This window comes from Arachnia sp. (genome assembly GCF_057238465.1).
The window spans coordinates 154,137-171,616 of record NZ_DBHHFZ010000008.1; the positions used below are offsets into that span (position 1 = coordinate 154,137).

17 protein-coding genes are annotated in these 17,480 nt (G+C 67.9%); 14 read left to right on the forward strand and 3 right to left on the reverse strand.

The features are described from left to right. Positions 1-82: 82 nt before the first annotated feature. A complete protein-coding gene (locus ACO6D6_RS09970) occupies positions 83-1,051 on the reverse strand; it encodes an aldo/keto reductase (protein WP_484785112.1) in 969 nt (322 codons plus the stop codon). A gap of 156 nt (positions 1,052-1,207) precedes the next feature. Here ACO6D6_RS09970 and ACO6D6_RS09975 point away from each other — a divergent pair, with 156 nt between their 5' ends. From ACO6D6_RS09975 to hisG, 4 genes are all read left to right on the forward strand, one after another. After that, a complete protein-coding gene (locus ACO6D6_RS09975) occupies positions 1,208-1,720 on the forward strand; it encodes a DUF3090 domain-containing protein (protein WP_484785113.1) in 513 nt (170 codons plus the stop codon). A gap of 67 nt (positions 1,721-1,787) precedes the next feature. Beyond that, entirely contained in the window at positions 1,788-3,035 is a 1,248-nt protein-coding gene (gene mshC / locus ACO6D6_RS09980; protein ID WP_484785114.1) for a cysteine--1-D-myo-inosityl 2-amino-2-deoxy-alpha-D-glucopyranoside ligase, read from the forward strand. A gap of 19 nt (positions 3,036-3,054) precedes the next feature. Next, the gene (locus ACO6D6_RS09985; RefSeq protein WP_484785115.1) at positions 3,055-3,318 is read left to right on the forward strand and encodes a phosphoribosyl-ATP diphosphatase; all 264 of its coding nucleotides are present in this window, start codon (positions 3,055-3,057) and stop codon (positions 3,316-3,318) included. A gap of 15 nt (positions 3,319-3,333) precedes the next feature. Then, a complete protein-coding gene (gene hisG / locus ACO6D6_RS09990) occupies positions 3,334-4,179 on the forward strand; it encodes an ATP phosphoribosyltransferase (protein WP_484785116.1) in 846 nt (281 codons plus the stop codon). Positions 4,180-4,203: 24 nt separating this feature from the next. Here the strand turns inward: hisG and ACO6D6_RS09995 are convergent, their stop codons facing one another. After that, on the reverse strand, positions 4,204-4,713 hold the full coding sequence (locus ACO6D6_RS09995; protein WP_484785117.1) for a hypothetical protein: 510 nt from the start codon (positions 4,711-4,713) through the stop codon (positions 4,204-4,206). Between the two features lie 245 nt (positions 4,714-4,958). Here ACO6D6_RS09995 and ACO6D6_RS10000 point away from each other — a divergent pair, with 245 nt between their 5' ends. The 10 genes from ACO6D6_RS10000 to ACO6D6_RS10045 all read left to right on the forward strand — a co-directional run bounded on the left by ACO6D6_RS10000 (position 4,959) and on the right by ACO6D6_RS10045 (position 15,931). Further along, positions 4,959-6,332: an MFS transporter gene (locus ACO6D6_RS10000; protein WP_484785118.1), complete on the forward strand. Its 1,374-nt coding sequence runs from the start codon at positions 4,959-4,961 to the stop codon at positions 6,330-6,332. 234 nt (positions 6,333-6,566) lie between these two features. Further along, on the forward strand, positions 6,567-7,673 hold the full coding sequence (locus ACO6D6_RS10005; protein WP_484785119.1) for a suppressor of fused domain protein: 1,107 nt from the start codon (positions 6,567-6,569) through the stop codon (positions 7,671-7,673). A 241-nt stretch (positions 7,674-7,914) separates the two neighbouring features. Then, positions 7,915-8,565 carry a translation initiation factor IF-3 gene (gene infC / locus ACO6D6_RS10010; RefSeq protein WP_484785139.1) on the forward strand — a complete coding sequence of 217 codons (651 nt, stop codon included), beginning with the start codon at positions 7,915-7,917 and terminating at the stop codon, positions 8,563-8,565. Positions 8,566-8,599: 34 nt separating this feature from the next. Next, on the forward strand, positions 8,600-8,806 hold the full coding sequence (gene rpmI / locus ACO6D6_RS10015; RefSeq protein WP_484785120.1) for a 50S ribosomal protein L35: 207 nt from the start codon (positions 8,600-8,602) through the stop codon (positions 8,804-8,806). Between the two features lie 67 nt (positions 8,807-8,873). Next, on the forward strand, positions 8,874-9,242 hold the full coding sequence (rplT, locus tag ACO6D6_RS10020) for a 50S ribosomal protein L20 (protein ID WP_484785121.1): 369 nt from the start codon (positions 8,874-8,876) through the stop codon (positions 9,240-9,242). Between the two features lie 2 nt (positions 9,243-9,244). Further along, positions 9,245-10,045 (forward strand): TrmH family RNA methyltransferase, encoded by an 801-nt coding sequence (locus tag ACO6D6_RS10025; RefSeq protein WP_484785122.1) that lies wholly within the window; start codon positions 9,245-9,247, stop codon positions 10,043-10,045. 220 nt (positions 10,046-10,265) lie between these two features. Next, complete coding sequence (locus ACO6D6_RS10030) at positions 10,266-10,940, forward strand: hypothetical protein (protein WP_484785123.1); 675 nt, start codon at positions 10,266-10,268, stop codon at positions 10,938-10,940. Positions 10,941-11,206: 266 nt separating this feature from the next. Further along, complete coding sequence (gene pheS / locus ACO6D6_RS10035) at positions 11,207-12,316, forward strand: phenylalanine--tRNA ligase subunit alpha (RefSeq protein WP_484785124.1); 1,110 nt, start codon at positions 11,207-11,209, stop codon at positions 12,314-12,316. Beyond that, entirely contained in the window at positions 12,313-14,814 is a 2,502-nt protein-coding gene (gene pheT / locus ACO6D6_RS10040; RefSeq protein ID WP_484785125.1) for a phenylalanine--tRNA ligase subunit beta, read from the forward strand. Before pheS ends, pheT begins: the two co-directional genes overlap by 4 nt. 19 nt (positions 14,815-14,833) lie before the next feature. Continuing rightward, a complete protein-coding gene (locus ACO6D6_RS10045) occupies positions 14,834-15,931 on the forward strand; it encodes a cytochrome P450 (protein ID WP_484785126.1) in 1,098 nt (365 codons plus the stop codon). Between the two features lie 6 nt (positions 15,932-15,937). Here the strand turns inward: ACO6D6_RS10045 and putP are convergent, their stop codons facing one another. Next, positions 15,938-17,446, reverse strand: coding sequence for a sodium/proline symporter PutP (gene putP / locus ACO6D6_RS10050; RefSeq protein WP_484785127.1), 1,509 nt, complete (start codon positions 17,444-17,446; stop codon positions 15,938-15,940). Positions 17,447-17,480 lie beyond the last annotated feature (34 nt).

Genomic DNA, 17,480 nt, shown 5'->3' on the forward strand with positions numbered 1-17,480 from the left:
ACATCAGTGGGCGCGACGAGAAACGATAGCAGGCGGCCGGAGGGGATCGCAACCGAGGCCGCCGGGGACGCTCCTGTGGATGTCAGTCGGTGATCCGGAACTGGTTCGGGCCGCCGGAGATGTCGTCGAGGGCTGCGACGATGGGTGGCACCAGCTGCTTGGTCTCGGCCTCGAGGAGTTCGGCCAGGTGATCCGGGGTTCTGGGGCCGACCAGGGCGCTCGCCACCTGTGGGGCGTCACGAACCCACATCAACGCCACCTGCGCCGGCGTGAGCGCCAATCCGTCGGCGGCCTTGGCGACGGCGTCGATCACGGCCCGGCTCCGGGGTTGGAGGTACGGCTCCAGGAACCAACCGAAGTGTTCGGATGCGGCCCGCGAATCCTTCGGGACGCCCCGGCGGTAGCGGCCCGTCAACGCACCCCGGCCCATCGCCGACCAGGCCAACAGCCCCAGGTTGTGGTACTGCGCGGCGCCGATCACCTCGACCTCGGCGCGGCGGGCCAGCAGCGAGTACTCCACCTGCACCGAGGCCAGTTTCGTGCGCCCCGCCATCGCCTCCTGCCAGGTGGCGGCCGTGGCGGTTTGCCAACCGACGAAGTTGCTCACCCCGACGTAGCGGGCCAGTCCGCGCGAGACCGCGGAGTCCAGCGCCGACAGGGTCTCCTCGATGGGTGCGTCTCCCCAGGCGTGCACCTGCCACAGGTCGACGTGATCGGTGCGGAGCCTGCGCAGCGACCCCTCGAGGTCGTTCAGCAGCGCAGCGCGGGAGGTGTCGATGATCCTTCGCCCACCCCGGATGACGAAACCGGCCTTGGTGGCGATGGCCAGGGATTCGCGTGGGATCCCCGTCGCCAGCAGCTTCCCGATCATCTGTTCGGCGACCCCGCCGCCGTAGGCGGGGGCCGTGTCGATCAGATTCCCGCCGCCCTCGACGAAGTCGCGGACAAGTTCGCGAACCACCGGCCACTCGACGTCCCTGCCCCAGGCCATCGTTCCCAGGCCGATCCTGGAGACGTGCAGCCCAGATCCGCCGAGTGCCCGATATTCCATTCGGGCAGTCTAGGTCGCGGTTTCCCCGGGATGCTTGAAGCACGCCGGTGAACGATGGAGCTGTGGTGACCGCGGCGGGACCTCGGCCCGGGAATCCCGGACCACCCCGAGCCCCCGGTGCGAGCAGGTTCGCATCCCCGTAATGTGGGGTGAGTGATGTACGAATTTCCTCGCCCCGACCGCGTGGTCGTCGGTGCCCTCGGTCCTGTCGGGGAGCGGAGCTTCGTCATCCAGATCCGTCAGGGCGAACACCTGGTCGCCGTCGGTGTCCAGCGGGAGGCGGCGCTGTCCATCGCCCGCCGCATCGATTCCCTGCTGCGGGAGGCGGTGGCCCTCGGGTGGCTGGGGGAACCCCCGGAGACCGATCCCGAACTCGGCCCGCTGGATGCCCCCGTCGAAGTGCTGTTCAACGTCGGGGCCATCGGCTGGGCCCTCGACACCAGGAGGGGCGCCATCCAGCTCGAGTTCTATCCCGACGAGCAGAACGTGCAGGAAATGGCGGACATGGTCCAGGTGTGGCTGTACCCCGGGGTGGCCAGGCAGTTCGCCGCGCGCGCCCGGATCATCGTCGCGACCGCCGACCCCAGCTGCCCGTTCTGCGCCCAGCCGGTGCACGCCACCGGGCACATCTGCCCCCGCAGCAACGGTTACCGCGCGCCGCTGTTCTGATCCGGCACCTTCGCTGATCCCGGTGTTGATTCCGGAAGGGAGGTCCGGAGGCAGTAGTTTTGTGGCCATGTATTCGTGGGCCCCAGTTGAGATTCCCAGCATCCCACCGTCGCAGGACGTGCCCGAGCGGCTCAGACTGCACGACTCCTCCTCCGCCCGCACCATTCCCGTCGGCCCCGCGGAGGGCGAGGCCCGGATGTACGTGTGCGGCATCACCCCCTATGACGCCACGCACCTGGGGCACGCCAACACCTACCTCACCTTCGACCTGGTCAACCGGGCCTGGCGGGACCTCGGCCTTGAAGTCAACTATGTCCAGAACGTCACGGACGTGGACGATCCACTGCTGGAACGCGCCGCGGCAACGGGACAGGACTGGGAGGAACTGGCCGAGGACCAGACCGAACTGTTCCGCTCCGACATGACCGCGCTGCGCGTCATCCCGCCCGACCGTTACGTCGGGGCGGTCGAATCCATCCCGTGCGTGGTGGAACTGATCGAGAAGCTGCTGCCCACCGGGCTGGTCTATCAGGTGGAGGACCCCGAGCACCCCGACTGGTACTTCAACACCGCGAACGCGCCCGGTTTCGGGGAGGTCAGTCACTACGACGAGGAACGCATGCTCAAGATCTTCGCCGAACGCGGCGGGGATCCCGAACGGCCCGGGAAACGCCACCCGCTGGACTGTCTGCTGTGGCGGTTCGCCCGCCCCGGGGAGCCGAACTGGACCTCGGTGCTCGGCGCTGGCCGACCCGGCTGGCACATCGAGTGCACCGCCATCTGCCTGCACCATCTCGGTCCCTGCTTCGACCTGCAGGGTGGCGGAACCGACCTGGTCTTCCCGCACCACGAGATGTGCGCCGCCGAGGCGCGGGCCGTGACGGGGGTGCCGATGGCCGGGGCCTACGTCCACTCCGGAATGGTCGCCCTGGGTGGCGAGAAGATGAGCAAGTCGAGGGGAAACCTGGAACTGGTCAGCAGGCTGCGGCAGCGCGGGGCCGACCCGATGGCGATCCGGCTGGCGCTGCTCGGTCAGCACTACCGCAGCGACTGGGAATGGAGCCCACAGCTGCTGGAACGCGCCACCGGGCGCCTCGCCACCTGGCGTTCCCTCCGCGACCTGGATGCCACCCGTCCCACTGGGGAGACCATCGCCGAGATGCGGCGGGCCCTGCGCAACGACCTCGACGCCCCACTGGCGCTCGACATCGTCGACGAATGGGCCTCCGCGAGCCTGGCCTCCGGCGGTGAGGAACCCGGTGGGTACGACAGGATCGCCGCGGCGGTGGATGCGCTGCTCGGGATCAAGTTGTGACCCACTAGGGTGACGGTTCGTGAAATCCTTTGAACAGCTCTTCGAGCAACTCCGCGAGACGGCCCGGACCCGCCCGGAGGGGTCGTCGACGGTGGCCCGCCTGGACGCGGGGGTGCATCACATCGGCAAGAAGGTGGTGGAGGAGGCCGCCGAGGTCTGGATGGCCGCCGAACACGAGAGCACCGATGACGCCGCGCTGGAGATCAGCCAGTTGCTGTACCACCTCCAGGTGATGATGATCGCGCTGGACCTGGACCTCGAGGACGTTTACCGGCACCTGTGAGCCGGAGGAGTGAAGATGCTGAAGATCGCAGTGCCCAACAAGGGTTCCCTGGCCGAGGCGGCCACCAACATGCTCCGAGCCGCCGGGTACCGGCAGCGCACCGACCCCAAGGACCTGACCCTGGTGGATTCCGTCCATGACGTCGAGTTCTACTACCTGCGTCCCCGTGACATAGCCGTGTACGTGGGGGAGGGGCACCTGGATGTCGGGATCACCGGCCGGGACATGCTCCTCGACTCGGGTGCCCGCGCCACGGAGATCATGCCCCTCGGTTTCGGCGGCAGCCGGTTCCGCTTCGCCGCCCCGGCGGACCGGTCCTGCGATATCGCGGCCCTGGCGGGCAAACGCATCGCGACCTCCTATCCCGGGCTGCTGGGTCGCTGGCTGGTCGAACACGGCATCGAAGCCAACCTCGTGAAGCTCGACGGGGCCGTGGAATCAGCCATCCGGCTGGGGGTGGCAGACGTGGTGGCCGACGTCGTCGACACCGGGACCACCCTCCAGCGCGCCGGGCTCGAGGTTTTCGGCGAACCCATCTGCACCTCCGAGGCGATCCTCATCCGGCGCGACGAGGACACCGAACCGGAAGGGCTGGTTTCGCTGCGCACCCGGCTCGAATCGGTGCTGGTGGCGCAGAACTACCTGATGATGGACTACAACGTCGCGGAACAGGATCTCGCGGAAACCACGGCCCTGGCCTCCGGCGTCAACGGTCCGACCGTTTCCCGCCTGGCCGAACCGGGTTGGCTGGCGGTGCGGGTCCTCGTGCCGAGGCGCGGCGCCCATCTGCTGATGGACCGGCTGTTCGAGGCGGGGGCCCGCGGCATCATCCTGACCGAACTGAGTGCGGTCAGGCTCTGAGCCACCGGCGCCGGGAAGGATCGTTCAGACTATTCCGCGTTTCTTCAGGATGTCCTCGATCTCATCGAGATCATCGTCCCCGGCCGCGTCCTTCCGGGAGGCGGTCCCGCCGGGCCGAGGGGTGGGGCGTGCGGCCTGCTGGTCACCCTTCGTGACCGCGGGTTTGGTCCCGGACCTCTTGGCGGCGGGCCGCTCGCGAGAAGCGCCGTCCTCCCGTTCCTGACGCGGCTTCGCGCCCGGCAGGAAACGAGCCGCGACGATCAACAGGATCCCCAGGCCGCCGATGCCGGAACCCCAGGTCATCGTGTTCGTCCACTCGGTGCGGTTCACCCAGGCGATCAGGCTCTCGATGCCGCTGACCAGCAGATCCGACAACCCCGTCAGGAAAAGCCCCAGCGGCAGCAGTGCGAGACCGATTCCGACGAGCAGGGTCCGTGGGCTGCGGCCGTGGGCGAACAATCCCGCAGTGATGGCCACTACGACGGTCATGACGGCGATGGTGACAAACAGCGACGTACCCATGTGTTCAAGCATTCCACATTCCCGGATACGGCGGCGGGGGACTTGTAAAAACTGTTTCGCAAAGTTTAAGGTTTTCCCGGTGGGACGGGCCCGCCCCACCGGGCTGGCGGCATTCAACGATGCACAGGGGAACCCGGTCGAATCCCGGGACTGACGCGCAACGGTGGGTGGATGCCTCCGAGGAGATACGCCACGAGTCCGAGAACCTGGTCAGCCCCCGCAAAGAGCCTCGCGCCCAGGTTCCACAGGGGAGTGCCGTGTCAACAATCGTCGCCCATGCTCAGGGCTCCAGCGAAGCCGACGGGGTGGAATCCGCCCCCGATTCCTCACGGGAACGCAGGACGGGGAAACGGAAAACCTCCCGGGCACCGGGCCTGCGTCGCGGGTCGCTCGCGATGCTGGTGGCCCTGCCGGCGTCGCTGCGGCTGGTCATCATCACCCAGTTCGCCTTCAACGTCGGCTTCTACCTCGTGGTGCCGTTCATAGCGGCGCACCTGGCCAAGGACCTCCTGCTCGCCGAGTGGATCATCGGGCTGCTGCTCGGACTGCGGACGTTCTCGCAGCAGGGCATGTTCTTCCTGGGGGGAGCGCTCGCCGACCGTTTCGGGATCAAGAGCGCCATCCTCGTCGGATGCGCCATCCGCATCTGCGGGTTCCTCGCCCTCACCATCGCCGACGAGGTCTTCGGGGTGATGGTGGGTGTGATCCTGATCGGGTTCGCGGCGGCGCTGTTCTCGCCCGCGGTGGAATCCGCGATCGTCGCCTGGGCCGGTGAGGCCGAGGCCGGCGGGACGACGAGCCGGGAGGAGATCATCGGGCTCGAGATGATGGCCTCCCAGCTGGGTTCCGTCGTCGGTCCCGTGCTGGGAGGTGTTCTCCTGCTCATCCCGTTCCGGCTGACCTGTCTGCTGGCCGCGGGAGTTTTCACCCTGATCATGCTGGCCCAGGTCATCTGGCTGCCCCGGGGAAGTCGCATCGGACAGTCCACCCCGGTCCGGGAATCCGTGGGCCATGTGCTGGCCAATCGCCGGTTCCTGGTCTTCGCGCTGATCCACTGCACCTGCCTGATCGCCTACAACCAGTTCTACCTGGCCATCCCCGTCGAACTGGACCGGATCGGCGTTCCGGGCGCCGACATCACCTGGTTGTTCGGGATGGCCGCCGTGCTCACCGTGGCGCTGCAGCTGCCCGTAACGCGCATGGTCGCCCACTGGTCCACCGCCCGCGTCCTGGGGTGGGGATACGCCCTGATGGCCGCAGGCCTCCTGGGGGTGGCCGCGTTCGCGGCCCTGCCGCCCCTGCCCGGGGTGCTGGCCTTCCTGCCCTCGGTGCTGTTCGTGATCGGGCTCCATGTCGGGCAGGTCCTCGTCATGCCCGCGGCACGCGGCCTCGTCGCGGACCTGTCCGGGGGGCAGCAGCTGGGCAGCCACCTCGGGATGCTCGCATCCGTCGGTGGGCTGGCCGTGCTGTTGGGCAGCACCGGGATCGGTCTGCTTCTGCCCCTGGCGGCGACCCCGCAACCGCTCGCGCCCGTGCCCTGGGTGGTTCTGGCCGGCCTTCCTGCCGTCTCCTGCATCGCAGTGGTCGCCTTCTGCCGCCGGCACCCGGTCACCGGAACACCCGGGCGGTGATGCCGCGGGACCACCCGCCACATCACAGCCCTGGTGCGATCGGTCAGGATGGTGTTCTTCGATTCCTGGGAGAGCCTGAAGATCATCCGCGGGTTCCGGGCCATCACATGCTAGGCACCGACCAGCAGTCCCGTGCCCTGGCCGTGATCTCGCGGCGGATTCCGAGCCCGGCGTGATCCGGGCTCGTTCGGGATCGCCGAGAATTTTGCCTCCCCTGCTCGCTATGGTGGCGGGGTGGGAATCTTGAACGGACTGTTCGGCCGGGAGCCGGGAGCTGGCCGGAAGGCCGGGATGGAGACGAGGGAACGCCCGGGCTGGGACGCCATCACGGTGGCCTGCGAGCAGCTCTACCCGGATCAGACCGAACCGTTCCACGTCGGCACCTTGGTATCCAGCTTCCTGGGGGGTGTCGATCCGCTGGAAGGCATCTCCGTCTACCGTGCGGACGAGCCACGTCCGCACTGGCACTACGTCACCTACGGGTTGACGGACATCTACGGAAAGCAGGGCGGGCCCGGCGAGTCCGGGGTTTCCGGACACGGCTTCGAACTCACCCTCCGGCTCGCCGATGACGGGGCGAGGAAGGCCAAGGAGCCGCCCACCTGGCCGTTGAGCCTGCTTCAGAACCTGGCGCGCTACGTCTTCCGCACCGGCAACGGGTTCGCGCCCAACCAGCACATCGACGCCAACGGCCCGATAGTCCCGGGCGAGGAGACCTCCCAGACCGCCCTCGGTTTCATCGAGGACCCGGACCTGGGAAGCATTGAGACCCCCAGCGGCTCCGTGCAGTTCGTGCAGCTGGTCGGGTTGACCGCTGAAGACCTCGATGACGTCAACAACTGGGACGCGGAGAAGTTCTTCTCCCTCCTGACCGGTTCCCGGCCGAAGGGCGTGACCGAATTGAGGGGTGTCTCGCTGCGGGCCGACCCGGAGATCGCGACACAGATAGCGGAGGGCCGGAAGAAGGACGGGTCACAGATGGGGCAGGTCTTCATCGACGTGCTCCGGATCACATCCGAGGGCGGCATGCCGATGCTGACCATCGGGGCCCGCGTCGCCGGGGTCCTCGGGGAGAGGCTCAACAGCCGCCTGCCCCACGGTCGCGAGTTCCTCCTCCACAGCCCCGACGCGGAACTGCTCTTCCTGCCCGGAGGTCGCACCGGGATCCAGCTGGGGGCGAAGGAAGCCACTCTGACCCTCGACCCGGCTGACCTCTCCCGGCTGGCCGCCACCCTCAAGGCGCGGGCGGGCCAGTACATGGCGCCCGACGGGGTGATCTGGAACGTGGAACGCACCGAGATCACCGACAGCAACGGCAACGTGATCGAGACCATCGGGTGAAGTATTTGTCTCCTGAGGGCCGGCAGGGTATTCTTTCTGGCCGTTGACAGCGACGCGGAAGCGTTCGCCCATGAAGTGGAGGCCTGACCTCCCACCCAGGTTGCAGTGGCGGCCGGGTCGGAACACGTCACGGCGTGTCGTCAGGCCTTCGCGCATGCGCGAAGGCCTTTCTCTTCGTTGAGGCCAGATCACGACAACCCTGGAGGAACTCATCAGCACTGAACCGCGGATCAACGAACGCATCCGAGTACCCGAAGTCCGGCTCGTTGGCCCCAAGGGCGAACAGGTCGGCATCGTGCGTCTCGAGGACGCCCTTCGCCTCGCAGTTGAGAGCGACCTCGACCTCGTCGAGGTGGCGCCCCAGGCGCGCCCCCCGGTTGCAAAGCTGATGGACTACGGCAAGTTCAAGTACGAGGCCGCGCAGAAGGCGCGGGACGCCCGTCGGAACCAGTCGAACACCATCACCAAGGAAATGAAGCTTCGTCTCAAGATCGACAACCACGATTACGAGACCAAGAAGGGTCACGTCGTCCGGTTCCTGAAGGCCGGCGACAAGGTGAAGATCACCATCATGTTCCGCGGGCGCGAACAGTCCCGCCCGGAACTGGGCATCGAACTGCTGAAACGGCTCGCCGACGACGTCGCCGAGCACGGTTTTGTCGAGTCCGCGCCCAGGCAGGACGGCCGGAACATGCTGATGGTCCTCGGGCCCACCAAGAAGAAGACCGAGGCCAGGGCCGAACAGGCCGAGGAGCGGGACCGTCGCATGGAGCAGCGCAGGGCGAACGCCGAGGCGGAGAAGGCCGAGGAGGCCCGGCTCAGGGCCGCGGCCCGGCCGTCCAAGAAGAAGCGCGGCCCCGCCGACAACATGGACCCCGACATCGACCTGTGACGCGGGCCGGTCACCAACAGAAAGCGAGCCAACCATGCCCAAGATGAAATCGCATTCGGGAACCAAGAAGCGTGTCAAGGTAACCGGATCGGGCAAACTGATGCACCGTCAGGCGAACCTGGGACACCTCAATGCCCACAAGTCCTCAAAGCGGCTGCGTCGCCTCAAGGGCAACACCGAGATGGCCGGTGCCGACCTCAAGCAGGCCAAGGCGCTTCTCGGCGGCCACCCCGGCCGCTGAGCCCCATCCGAAACCCCAGTACACACCCGTGGGCCGGGAGTGACCGGCCGAAGAACAAGGAGTAACCATGGCACGCGTCAAGCGTTCTGTGAATGCGAAGAAGAAGCGTCGCGAGGTGCTGGAGCTGGCCTCCGGCTATCGTGGGCAGCGTTCGCGCCTGTACCGCAAGGCGAAGGAGCAGATCCTCCACTCCGCCACCTACGCCTACCGTGACCGCCGCGCCAAGAAGGGCGACTTCCGCGCCCTGTGGATCCAGCGCATCAATGCCGCCGCCCGTGCGGAGGGCATGACCTACAACCGCTTCATCAACGGCCTGAAGAACGCCGGGGTGCAGGTGGACCGCAAGATCCTCGCCGACCTGGCCGTCACCGACGTCGAGGCTTTCAACGCCCTGGTCGCCGTCGCCCGCGAGAACCAGACCCCGGCTGCCGCCTGAGCGTGACCGGATCCAGCAACGCAGCACGTGAGCTTCCCGGCTCCGTGCTGCGTTCGGTTCGTAGGCTCAGGAACAGGCGTGGTCGCGAACTGGCGGGGGAGTTCCTGGCCGAGGGACGCCAGGCGGTGCGGGAAGCGCTCTCCGCCGAGGGTTTCGTGACCGGGGTGGTCGTGGCCGACCCCGGCCGTCACGCCGACCTCCTCGAGGGACTCGACATCCCCGTGTGGCTGGGCTCCGAGGCCGCGATGCGGCAGCTGTCCGACACCGTCACCCCGCAGGGCATCGTCGCGGTGTGCCGGCAACCCCGGTTCAGCTGGGATGACATCGCGGATGCGCGCCTGCTGGTGATCTGCGCCCAGGTCCGCGACCCCGGGAACGCGGGAACCGTGATCCGCTGCGCCGACGCCTTCGGGGCGGACGGCGTCATCCTCACCTCGGGATCGGTGGAGGTGTGGAACCCCAAGACGGTGCGTTCATCGGTGGGGTCGCTGTTCCACCTTCCGATCCTGACCGGAATCGACCTCGCCGAGGCCGTCTCCCGCGTGCGCTCCCGGGGCATGCAGGTGCTCGCGGCCGATGGCGACGGCGAACCGCTGGACCTGCTAGCCACCTCCGGTGGTTTGGCGAAACCGTCGGCCTGGTTGATGGGCAACGAGGCGTGGGGTCTGCCTGCCGGGGACGCCGCTTTGGCCGACCGGGTGGTCGCCATCCCGATGTGGGGCGCGGCCGAGAGCCTCAACCTGTCCTCGGCGGCCGCCATCTGCCTCTACCAGACCGCCTCGGCCCAGCGTCGCCGGCACTGATCCGCGCCGGGCCCTGCCACCAGTTTTCACCGCACAACTCACAGCAACCTCTCCGGGCGGCCCACCTGGGCAGGAATCGCCGTTCTGCTCGCCCGAGACCCTCAGCGAAACGTCTCGGGGTCAAGCAACCCGCCAGTTCGTGCACGTCTCTTCCCGGGTTCTGGTAACGGCCGTCCACGGTCGGACGGTTTTGTCAGGGGCATGGTCGAGAATGATCCCCATGACTGCTCGTGAGATTCTTGAGACCACTGACTGGAGCCACCTCGTCCACGCCTACGGCACCGGAGCCGACGACGTGGCGGCCCTGGAGACGCTGCTGGGCTCGGACGAGGAGGCCATGATGCGAGTCGCCGAGGTGCTCGACAGCGCCTACCTGCACCAGAGCACCATGTTCCCCGCCACCCCGCCAGCTGTGGCCTTCGTCCTGGCCGTGCTCTCGGAGTGGGCAACAGCGGCGCAGGAACATTCCGTGGCACCGGACCTGCTGGTCTGGATCGAGGAGGTCGGGTGGTCGCTGTACCCGTACCTCGATGATGTCCGTTCCCGCAGCTTCGACCACGGCGCGCAGGACCGGATCGCGGCGGCCCTCGACGCGGATGAGCTGGACTGGGAGGAACAGGCCGAGGACCTGGAGCAGGTGCTCAGCAACGCTGCCGTCTGTCTGCTCGAGCTGGCCCCCACCGTGGTGAAGACTTTGGAGTCGCTGTCCACCGACCAGGCCCACGGCATCACCCGGGCGGTGCTGCGGGCCGCCATCCCCTGGGTCATCATCGCGAAGGACGAGAACGTGGCTCCGGTGATCGTCGCACGTCTGGGGCAGCTGCCCGACGACCTACCCCCGGCCTGGCGGGACGACGTGGTGAGTGATCTCAAGGAACTGAAGGCCCGGTTGTGAATCGGCTCGAACAGCTCATCGCCGCGCCCGACCGGGAATCGGTTTCCGCTTCATCCACGGGGTTGCCGTGGCCCGTGAACTGGAGTTGAAGGCGCGGAAAGGCTGAGGGGAGGGTTGAGGTTCTCGTCATCCACCCGGCCGCTGGTTGAAGCTTAAACCGTGTGATTGGACGGTGAGGAGCCTTTCGGCCGGACCCTGGGCCGGGGACAGTTGGTCCCCAGGCCCGCTCTGCTCATAAACTGAGGCGCTGTACGAAAGGGGGAGCCATGCCCGGCCCGAACGACAACGTTGATTCAAAACAGTCGGCGGCTCTCGACGCCGCCTCCGTGGAAGGCTATGTGGCCGACGCCTTGGCCGCCATCGCCGCAGCCGCCTCGACGGCCGAACTGAAGCAGGTGCGCATCGACCACGCGGGCGATCGCTCGCCGCTGGCGCTGGCGAACCGGGGGATCGGCGCGCTGCCGCCCGCGGAGCGCAAGGAGGCCGGCTCCCGTGTCGGCAAGGCGCGCGGTCAGGTGAATCAAGCCGTGGCGGCGCGGCAGGAGGAGCTGGCCGCCGAGGAGCTGGCACAGGCTCTCGTCGCCGAGCGCGTCGACATGACCCTGCCCGTGGAACTGACCCCCCGGGGGGCCCTGCACCCCATCACGACCCTGGTCGACGAAATGTGCGATGTGTTCGTCGCCATGGGCTGGGAGGTGGCCGAGGGTCCCGAACTGGAGGCCGAGTGGTACAACTTCGACGCCCTCAACCTGGGTGTGGACCATCCCGCCCGCGGTGAGCAGGACACCCTATGGGTGGAACCCGCGACCGCAGGCAAGCTGCTGCGCACCCAGACCTCACCGGTGCAGGTCCGCGCCATGCTGGAACGCGACCTGCCCCTCTACATCGTCAGCCCCGGCAAGGTGTTCCGTGCCGACGAATACGACGCCACCCACCTGCCGGTCTTCCACCAGCTCGAGGGGCTCGTGGTTGACAAGGGAATCTCCATGGCCGACCTGCGCGGTGTCCTCGACCACTTCGCCCGGGCCATGTTCGGCGATGTCACCACGCGGATGCGCCCCCATTACTTCCCGTTCACGGAGCCTTCGGCCGAGGTCGACCTCCGGTGCTTCGTCTGCCACGGCGAATCCGTCGGCAACCCCGATCGCCCCTGCCGGACCTGCCGATCCGAGGGGTGGATCGAATGGTGCGGCTGCGGGGTGGTCAACCCACGGGTGCTGCGGGCCTGCGGAATCGATTCCGAGACCTACTCGGGCTTCGCCTTCGGCATGGGGATCGACCGCACCGTCATGTTCCGCACCGGGGCCCCGGACCTGCGTGACTTCGTCGAGGGCGATGTCCGTTTCTCCCTCTCGGCAAATGGAGGTATCAGATGAAAGCCCCTGTCTCGTGGCTGCGTGAACTGGTCAACCTGCCCGAGGGAATCGGGACCAAGGAGATCGCAGACGCCTTCACCCGCCTCGGTCTGACCGTCGAACACATCAAGTCGACCGGCCCGGAGGTGACGGGACCGCTCGTGATCGGTCGTGTCCTCAGCATCGACGAGGAGCCGCAGAAGAACGGCAAGACCATCCGGTACTGCCGCGTTGACGTGGGTTCCCACAATGATCCGGCCGACGAGCAGTACCCCGCATCCCGGGGCATAGTGTGTGGCGCCTCGAACTTCGTCGTCGACGACCTCGTGGTCGTTGCGCTTCCCGGTGCGGTGCTGCCCGGCGACTTCCGGATCTCCGCCCGCAAGACCTACGGGCACGTCTCGGACGGCATGATCTGCGCCGAGGACGAGATCGGGCTGGGCGAGGACCACACCGGGATCATCGTGATCCCCGAGTCCTCGGGGCTGCACCCCGGTGACGACGCCCTGGCCGCGTTGTGGACTCGCGACGAGGTGCTGGACATCGACGTGACCCCGGACCTGTCCCACGGCCTGTCGCTGCGGGGACTGGGACGCGAACTGGCCGTGGTGACCGGGGTCCCGTTCAGCGACCCCTACGACCTGCCGCTGCCCGCCCCGGTCGCCGACGGCTACCCCGTGATCCTGGAATCGGACCGCTGCTCCACGTTCGTCGCCTTCACCATCGAGGGTTTCGACCCGGCCGCCCCGACACCGAAGGTCATGGCGGACCGGCTGCGCGCCTGCGGGGTGCGTTCCATCTCCCTTCCCGTGGACGTCACCAACTACGTGATGATCGAGTCCGGGCAGCCGCTGCACGCCTACGACGCGGCCAAGCTGCAGGGACCGATCCGGGTGAGGCTCGCCACCGAGGGGGAGGAGATCACCACCCTCGACGGGGTTCGCCGCACTCTCACGGCCGATGACCTGCTGATCACCGACGACTCCGGGCCGATCGGGATCGCCGGCGTCATGGGTGGGGAGACCACCGAGGTCTCCGCCGGGACCACGTCCATCGTGCTGGAGGCCGCGGCCTTCGCCCCGGCCAGCGTCTCCCACACCTTCCGGCGGCACGGGTTGCCCTCGGAGGCGTCCAAACGTTTCGAGCGCACCGTCGACCCGGGTCTCTCCTACGCCGCTGCCCGTCGCGCCGCCGATCTGCTCGTGGAACATGGCGGCGGTCAGGTCCGTGGCGACGTCACGGTCGTCGGGCAGGCCCCGGCACCGGCCCGGATCGACCTGCGAGCCGGTCTGATCTCCGCGATCCTGGGCGCCGACGTGGAGCTTGATGAGATCCTTCGTGTGCTGGAGGCCGGTGGCTGCCGGGTGACGGCCCTCGGCGACTCCCTGACCATTGAGGCCCCGACCTGGCGTCCCGATCTGCGCGACCCTTACGACATCGTCGAGGAGGTCGGACGCAAGATCGGCTACCACCGCATCGGGAGCCGCCTCCCGACCGCCCCCGCGGGCAGGGGCCTGACCAGGGCCCAGCAAGCCCGACGCGCTGCCATGCGTGCCGCGGCCGCATCCGGTTTCACCGAGGTTCTCAGCCTGCCGTTCATCTCCGAATCGGACCTGGACAGGATGGGTCTGGTGGCCCAGGATCCGCGGCGGGCCATGGTGCGGTTGGCCAACCCGCTCGCCGAGACCAGCCCCTACCTGCGCACCACGCTGCTCCCGGGCCTGTTCGCCGCGGTTACCAGGAACACCTCCCGTTCCCTCACGGACCTGGCGCTCTTCGAACGCGGCCTGGCCTACCTGGACTTCGGCACCACCGATTCCGTGGCGCCGCGCCCCGGGGTGGAGGAGCGTCCCGGTGAGGAGGAGATCGCCGCCCTGCAGGCCGCCCTCCCGGAGCAGCCCGAGCTGCTGGCCGGCGTGGTGACCGGGGCGTGGCGACCGGCCGGCTGGGACTCCCCGGCGGTGCCCGCCGACTGGCGGCACGTCGTTGCGCTCGCGGAGTCCGTGGCCCACGCCACCGGGCACAGGCTCGAACGCCGCAACGCGGAGATCGCGCCCTGGCATCCCGGCCGCTGCGCCGAACTCCTGGTCGCGGAACGAACGGTCGGCTACGCCGGCGAGCTGCACCCCGATGTCATCCGGGCCTTCGGGCTGCCCGCCCGGACCTGCGCGATGGAACTCGACCTCGGGGCCCTGCTGGGAGCCGAGACGGGAATCCCCCGCATCGGGCTGCTCTCGGGTTTCCCCCTCGCCAAGGAGGACGTCGCCCTGATCGTCGACGAGGACACGCCCGCGGAGGAAGTGCGGAAAGCCCTCATCGAGGGGGCGGGTGAGCTGCTGGAGAGTGTCAACCTGTTCGACGTCTACCATGGGGACCAGGTGCCCGAGGGCAGGAAGTCCCTGGCCTTCGGGCTGCGTTTCCGGGCCGACCGCACGCTGACCGACGCCGAGGCCGCGGCGGCCCGTGACGCGGCGGTCGCGGTGGCGGCAGAACGGTTCGGCGCCACGCAGCGGGCCTGAACCGGCAGAAGGAGAAAAGATGACCACCTCGCAATCCACGGGGGAATGCCCGGTCCGGCGCGAGACGGGACACCTGAGGGTGGTGGGGCACCCTGAGGTGGTCGCGGTCGTGACCGACCCCGGGACCTTCTCGAGCGGGGTTTCCCGGTTCCTGCAGGTTCCGAACGGCCTCGACGGTGAGGAGCACGCCGCCTTCCGTGCCGTGACCGACCGGTTCTTCACCGCCGAGGCGCTGGCGGAGCTGGAACCGCGCCTGAGGGAAGTGGCCAGCCGGCTCGTGGCGGAGCTTCCCCGTGGGGAGGTGATCGACGTCGTCGGCGGTATCGGCACCCGCTACGCGGTCCAGGCGATGCTCGCCTGGCTCGGCTGGGACCCGGACCTGGAGGAGGAACTCGTCGGGTGGGTTGCCGACAACGCCGCCGCGACCCGCTCCGGTGAGATCGAACGCACCCGCGCCGTCGCGGAACACTTCGACGACATCATCGTTCGTGTGCTCCGGCCCCGCCTGGAACGTCTCGACGAACCCGCCCGGGATGTCACCGACCAGCTGCTGCGCCAACAGGTGCGGGGTCGCGCTCTTCAACACCTTGAACTGGTCTCGATCCTGCGGAACTGGACCGGTGGAGACCTCGGGTCGCTGGCCCTGTGCATCGGGGTGATCATCCATCAGCTGGCCGCGTTTCCCACCCTGCTCCTGGAGCTGCGCAACCGGCTGGGGGACATCGAGGCGACCAACCGGGCCATCGACGAGTTCCTGCGCATCGACGACCCCTTCGTCTCCAACCGGCGGGTCACCACCCGCGAGACCGAGCTGGCGGGGGAGAGCATCGGCCCCGGGCAGCGCCTGGTGGTGGACTGGACCTGCGCCAATCGCGACCCCAGGGTGTTCCCGGATCCCGACGCCTTCCGGCCCGAGGAGAACGCCTCCGAGAACCTCGTCTACGGCAGGGGCCCGCACGTCTGTCCGGGTCGCGGGCTGGCGACCCTGGAGTTGCGCGTCCTGCTGGAGGAACTGCTGCCCGCGATCTCCGGGATCGAACTGCCGGAGGAACCACGGGCCGTCCGGGCCGAGTTCCCGCTCGGGGGTTGGGCCAGCCGTCCCGTGGTTCTTCGCTGACAGGGATCAACTCTCCGTCGTGACCAGATCGCCCTTCCGGAAGTCAGCCACGAGAGCAACCGCCTTGTCGAACTCGGCATCCACCCTCGGATCCACCTTGGTGGCCAGGGAAACCACGACGGCGACGAAGAGGTTCAAGACGAACCCGGGCAGCAGTTCGTAGAGGTCGAAAACGCCCCCGGACAGGTTCGCCCAGACCGCAGCCACCACGGCACCCGTCGCCATGCCGGCCAGTGCACCCCAACGGGTCAGCCGCCGCCAGTAGAGGGCCAGCAGCACAATGGGACCGAAGGAGGCCCCGAACCCCGCCCAGGCGAACGAGACCAGGTTCAGGATGCTGTCGTTGGCCTGCCAGGCCATGAGGGCAGCCACCACGGAGACGATCATCACCGCCACCCGGCCCAGCAGGACGGAGCGTTTCTCGCTCAGCTCCGTGCGTTTCAAGGCGCGGTGGAGGTCCTCCACGAGGGCGGAGGAGGAGACCAGCAGCTGGGAGCTGATCGTGGACATGATCGCGGCGAGGATCGCCGCCAGCATGAAACCAGCGACCAGCGGGTGGAACAGCAACTGCCCCAGCGAGATGAACACGGTCTCCGGGTCGGGCAGTTTTCCGGTGTCGCGGCGGTAGGTGGCGATGCCGATCAGCGCCGTCGCTGCGGCACCCAGGCAGGCCAGCGCCATCCAGCCGATGCCGATACGCCGCCCCGCCTTCGCCTGCTCCGGGGTTTCCAGGGCCATGAAACGCACGATGATGTGCGGCTGCCCGAAGTAACCGAGCCCCCACGAGACCGCCGACACGATGCCCAGCAGCGAGGTGGAGGCACCCCACAGCGCCCAGGTGTTCGGATCGATTTCGTTGATGGTCGAGATCAGCGGGTCGAAGCCACCGAGCCTGAGCAGACCGGCCACCGGGACCGCAACCAGGGCGGTCACCATCATGAGTCCCTGCACCACATCGGTGTAGGCAACCGCCAGGAAACCGCCGACCAGGGTGTAGAGCACCGTGATACCCGCCACCAGGATCATGCCGAGGCGGTAGTCCACCCCGAAGGATGCCTCGAAGAACCTGCCACCGGCCACCATGCCGCTGGAGACGTAGAAGGTGAAGAAAACCAGGATGATCACGCCCGCACCGATCTGGATCAGCCGGGAGCTGTCGTGCAGCCGGGTGCTCAGAAAAGTGGGGATGGTCAGTGAATTGTTGGATATCTCGGTGTAGGTTCGCAGCCGTGGCGCGGTGAACTTCCAGTTCAACCAGGCTCCCACGGTCAGCCCGATGGGTAGCCACATCACCGGCATTCCCAGCAGGTAGAAGGCCCCGGGAAGCCCCATCAACAGCCAGCCGGACATGTCGGAGGCGCCTGCGGACAGGGCCGTTGAGAGGGGGCCGAGGTTTCTCCCGGCCAGCATGTAGTCATCCATGTCGTCGGTGCGTTGATAGGCCCAGAGCCCGATCACGATCATCGCGACGAAGTAGATGATCATCGAGATTGCCTGATAAGTTTGTTCGTCCATCGGTACCTCCGATCCAGGAAGCAACCCAATTTAG

Excerpts from the sequence above, each read along its gene's own strand:
- ACO6D6_RS09970 (WP_484785112.1), bottom strand. The coding sequence starts at position 1,051 with ATGGAATATCGGGCACTCGGCGGATCTGGGCTGCACGTCTCCAGGATC.
- ACO6D6_RS09975 (WP_484785113.1), top strand. The coding sequence starts at position 1,208 with ATGTACGAATTTCCTCGCCCCGACCGCGTGGTCGTCGGTGCCCTCGGT.
- mshC (WP_484785114.1), top strand. The coding sequence starts at position 1,788 with ATGTATTCGTGGGCCCCAGTTGAGATTCCCAGCATCCCACCGTCGCAG.
- hisG (WP_484785116.1), top strand. The coding sequence starts at position 3,334 with ATGCTGAAGATCGCAGTGCCCAACAAGGGTTCCCTGGCCGAGGCGGCC.
- ACO6D6_RS09995 (WP_484785117.1), bottom strand. The coding sequence starts at position 4,713 with ATGCTTGAACACATGGGTACGTCGCTGTTTGTCACCATCGCCGTCATG.
- rpmI (WP_484785120.1), top strand. The coding sequence starts at position 8,600 with ATGCCCAAGATGAAATCGCATTCGGGAACCAAGAAGCGTGTCAAGGTA.
- rplT (WP_484785121.1), top strand. The coding sequence starts at position 8,874 with ATGGCACGCGTCAAGCGTTCTGTGAATGCGAAGAAGAAGCGTCGCGAG.
- ACO6D6_RS10030 (WP_484785123.1), top strand. The coding sequence starts at position 10,266 with ATGACTGCTCGTGAGATTCTTGAGACCACTGACTGGAGCCACCTCGTC.
- pheS (WP_484785124.1), top strand. The coding sequence starts at position 11,207 with ATGCCCGGCCCGAACGACAACGTTGATTCAAAACAGTCGGCGGCTCTC.
- pheT (WP_484785125.1), top strand. The coding sequence starts at position 12,313 with ATGAAAGCCCCTGTCTCGTGGCTGCGTGAACTGGTCAACCTGCCCGAG.
- ACO6D6_RS10045 (WP_484785126.1), top strand. The coding sequence starts at position 14,834 with ATGACCACCTCGCAATCCACGGGGGAATGCCCGGTCCGGCGCGAGACG.
- putP (WP_484785127.1), bottom strand. The coding sequence starts at position 17,446 with ATGGACGAACAAACTTATCAGGCAATCTCGATGATCATCTACTTCGTC.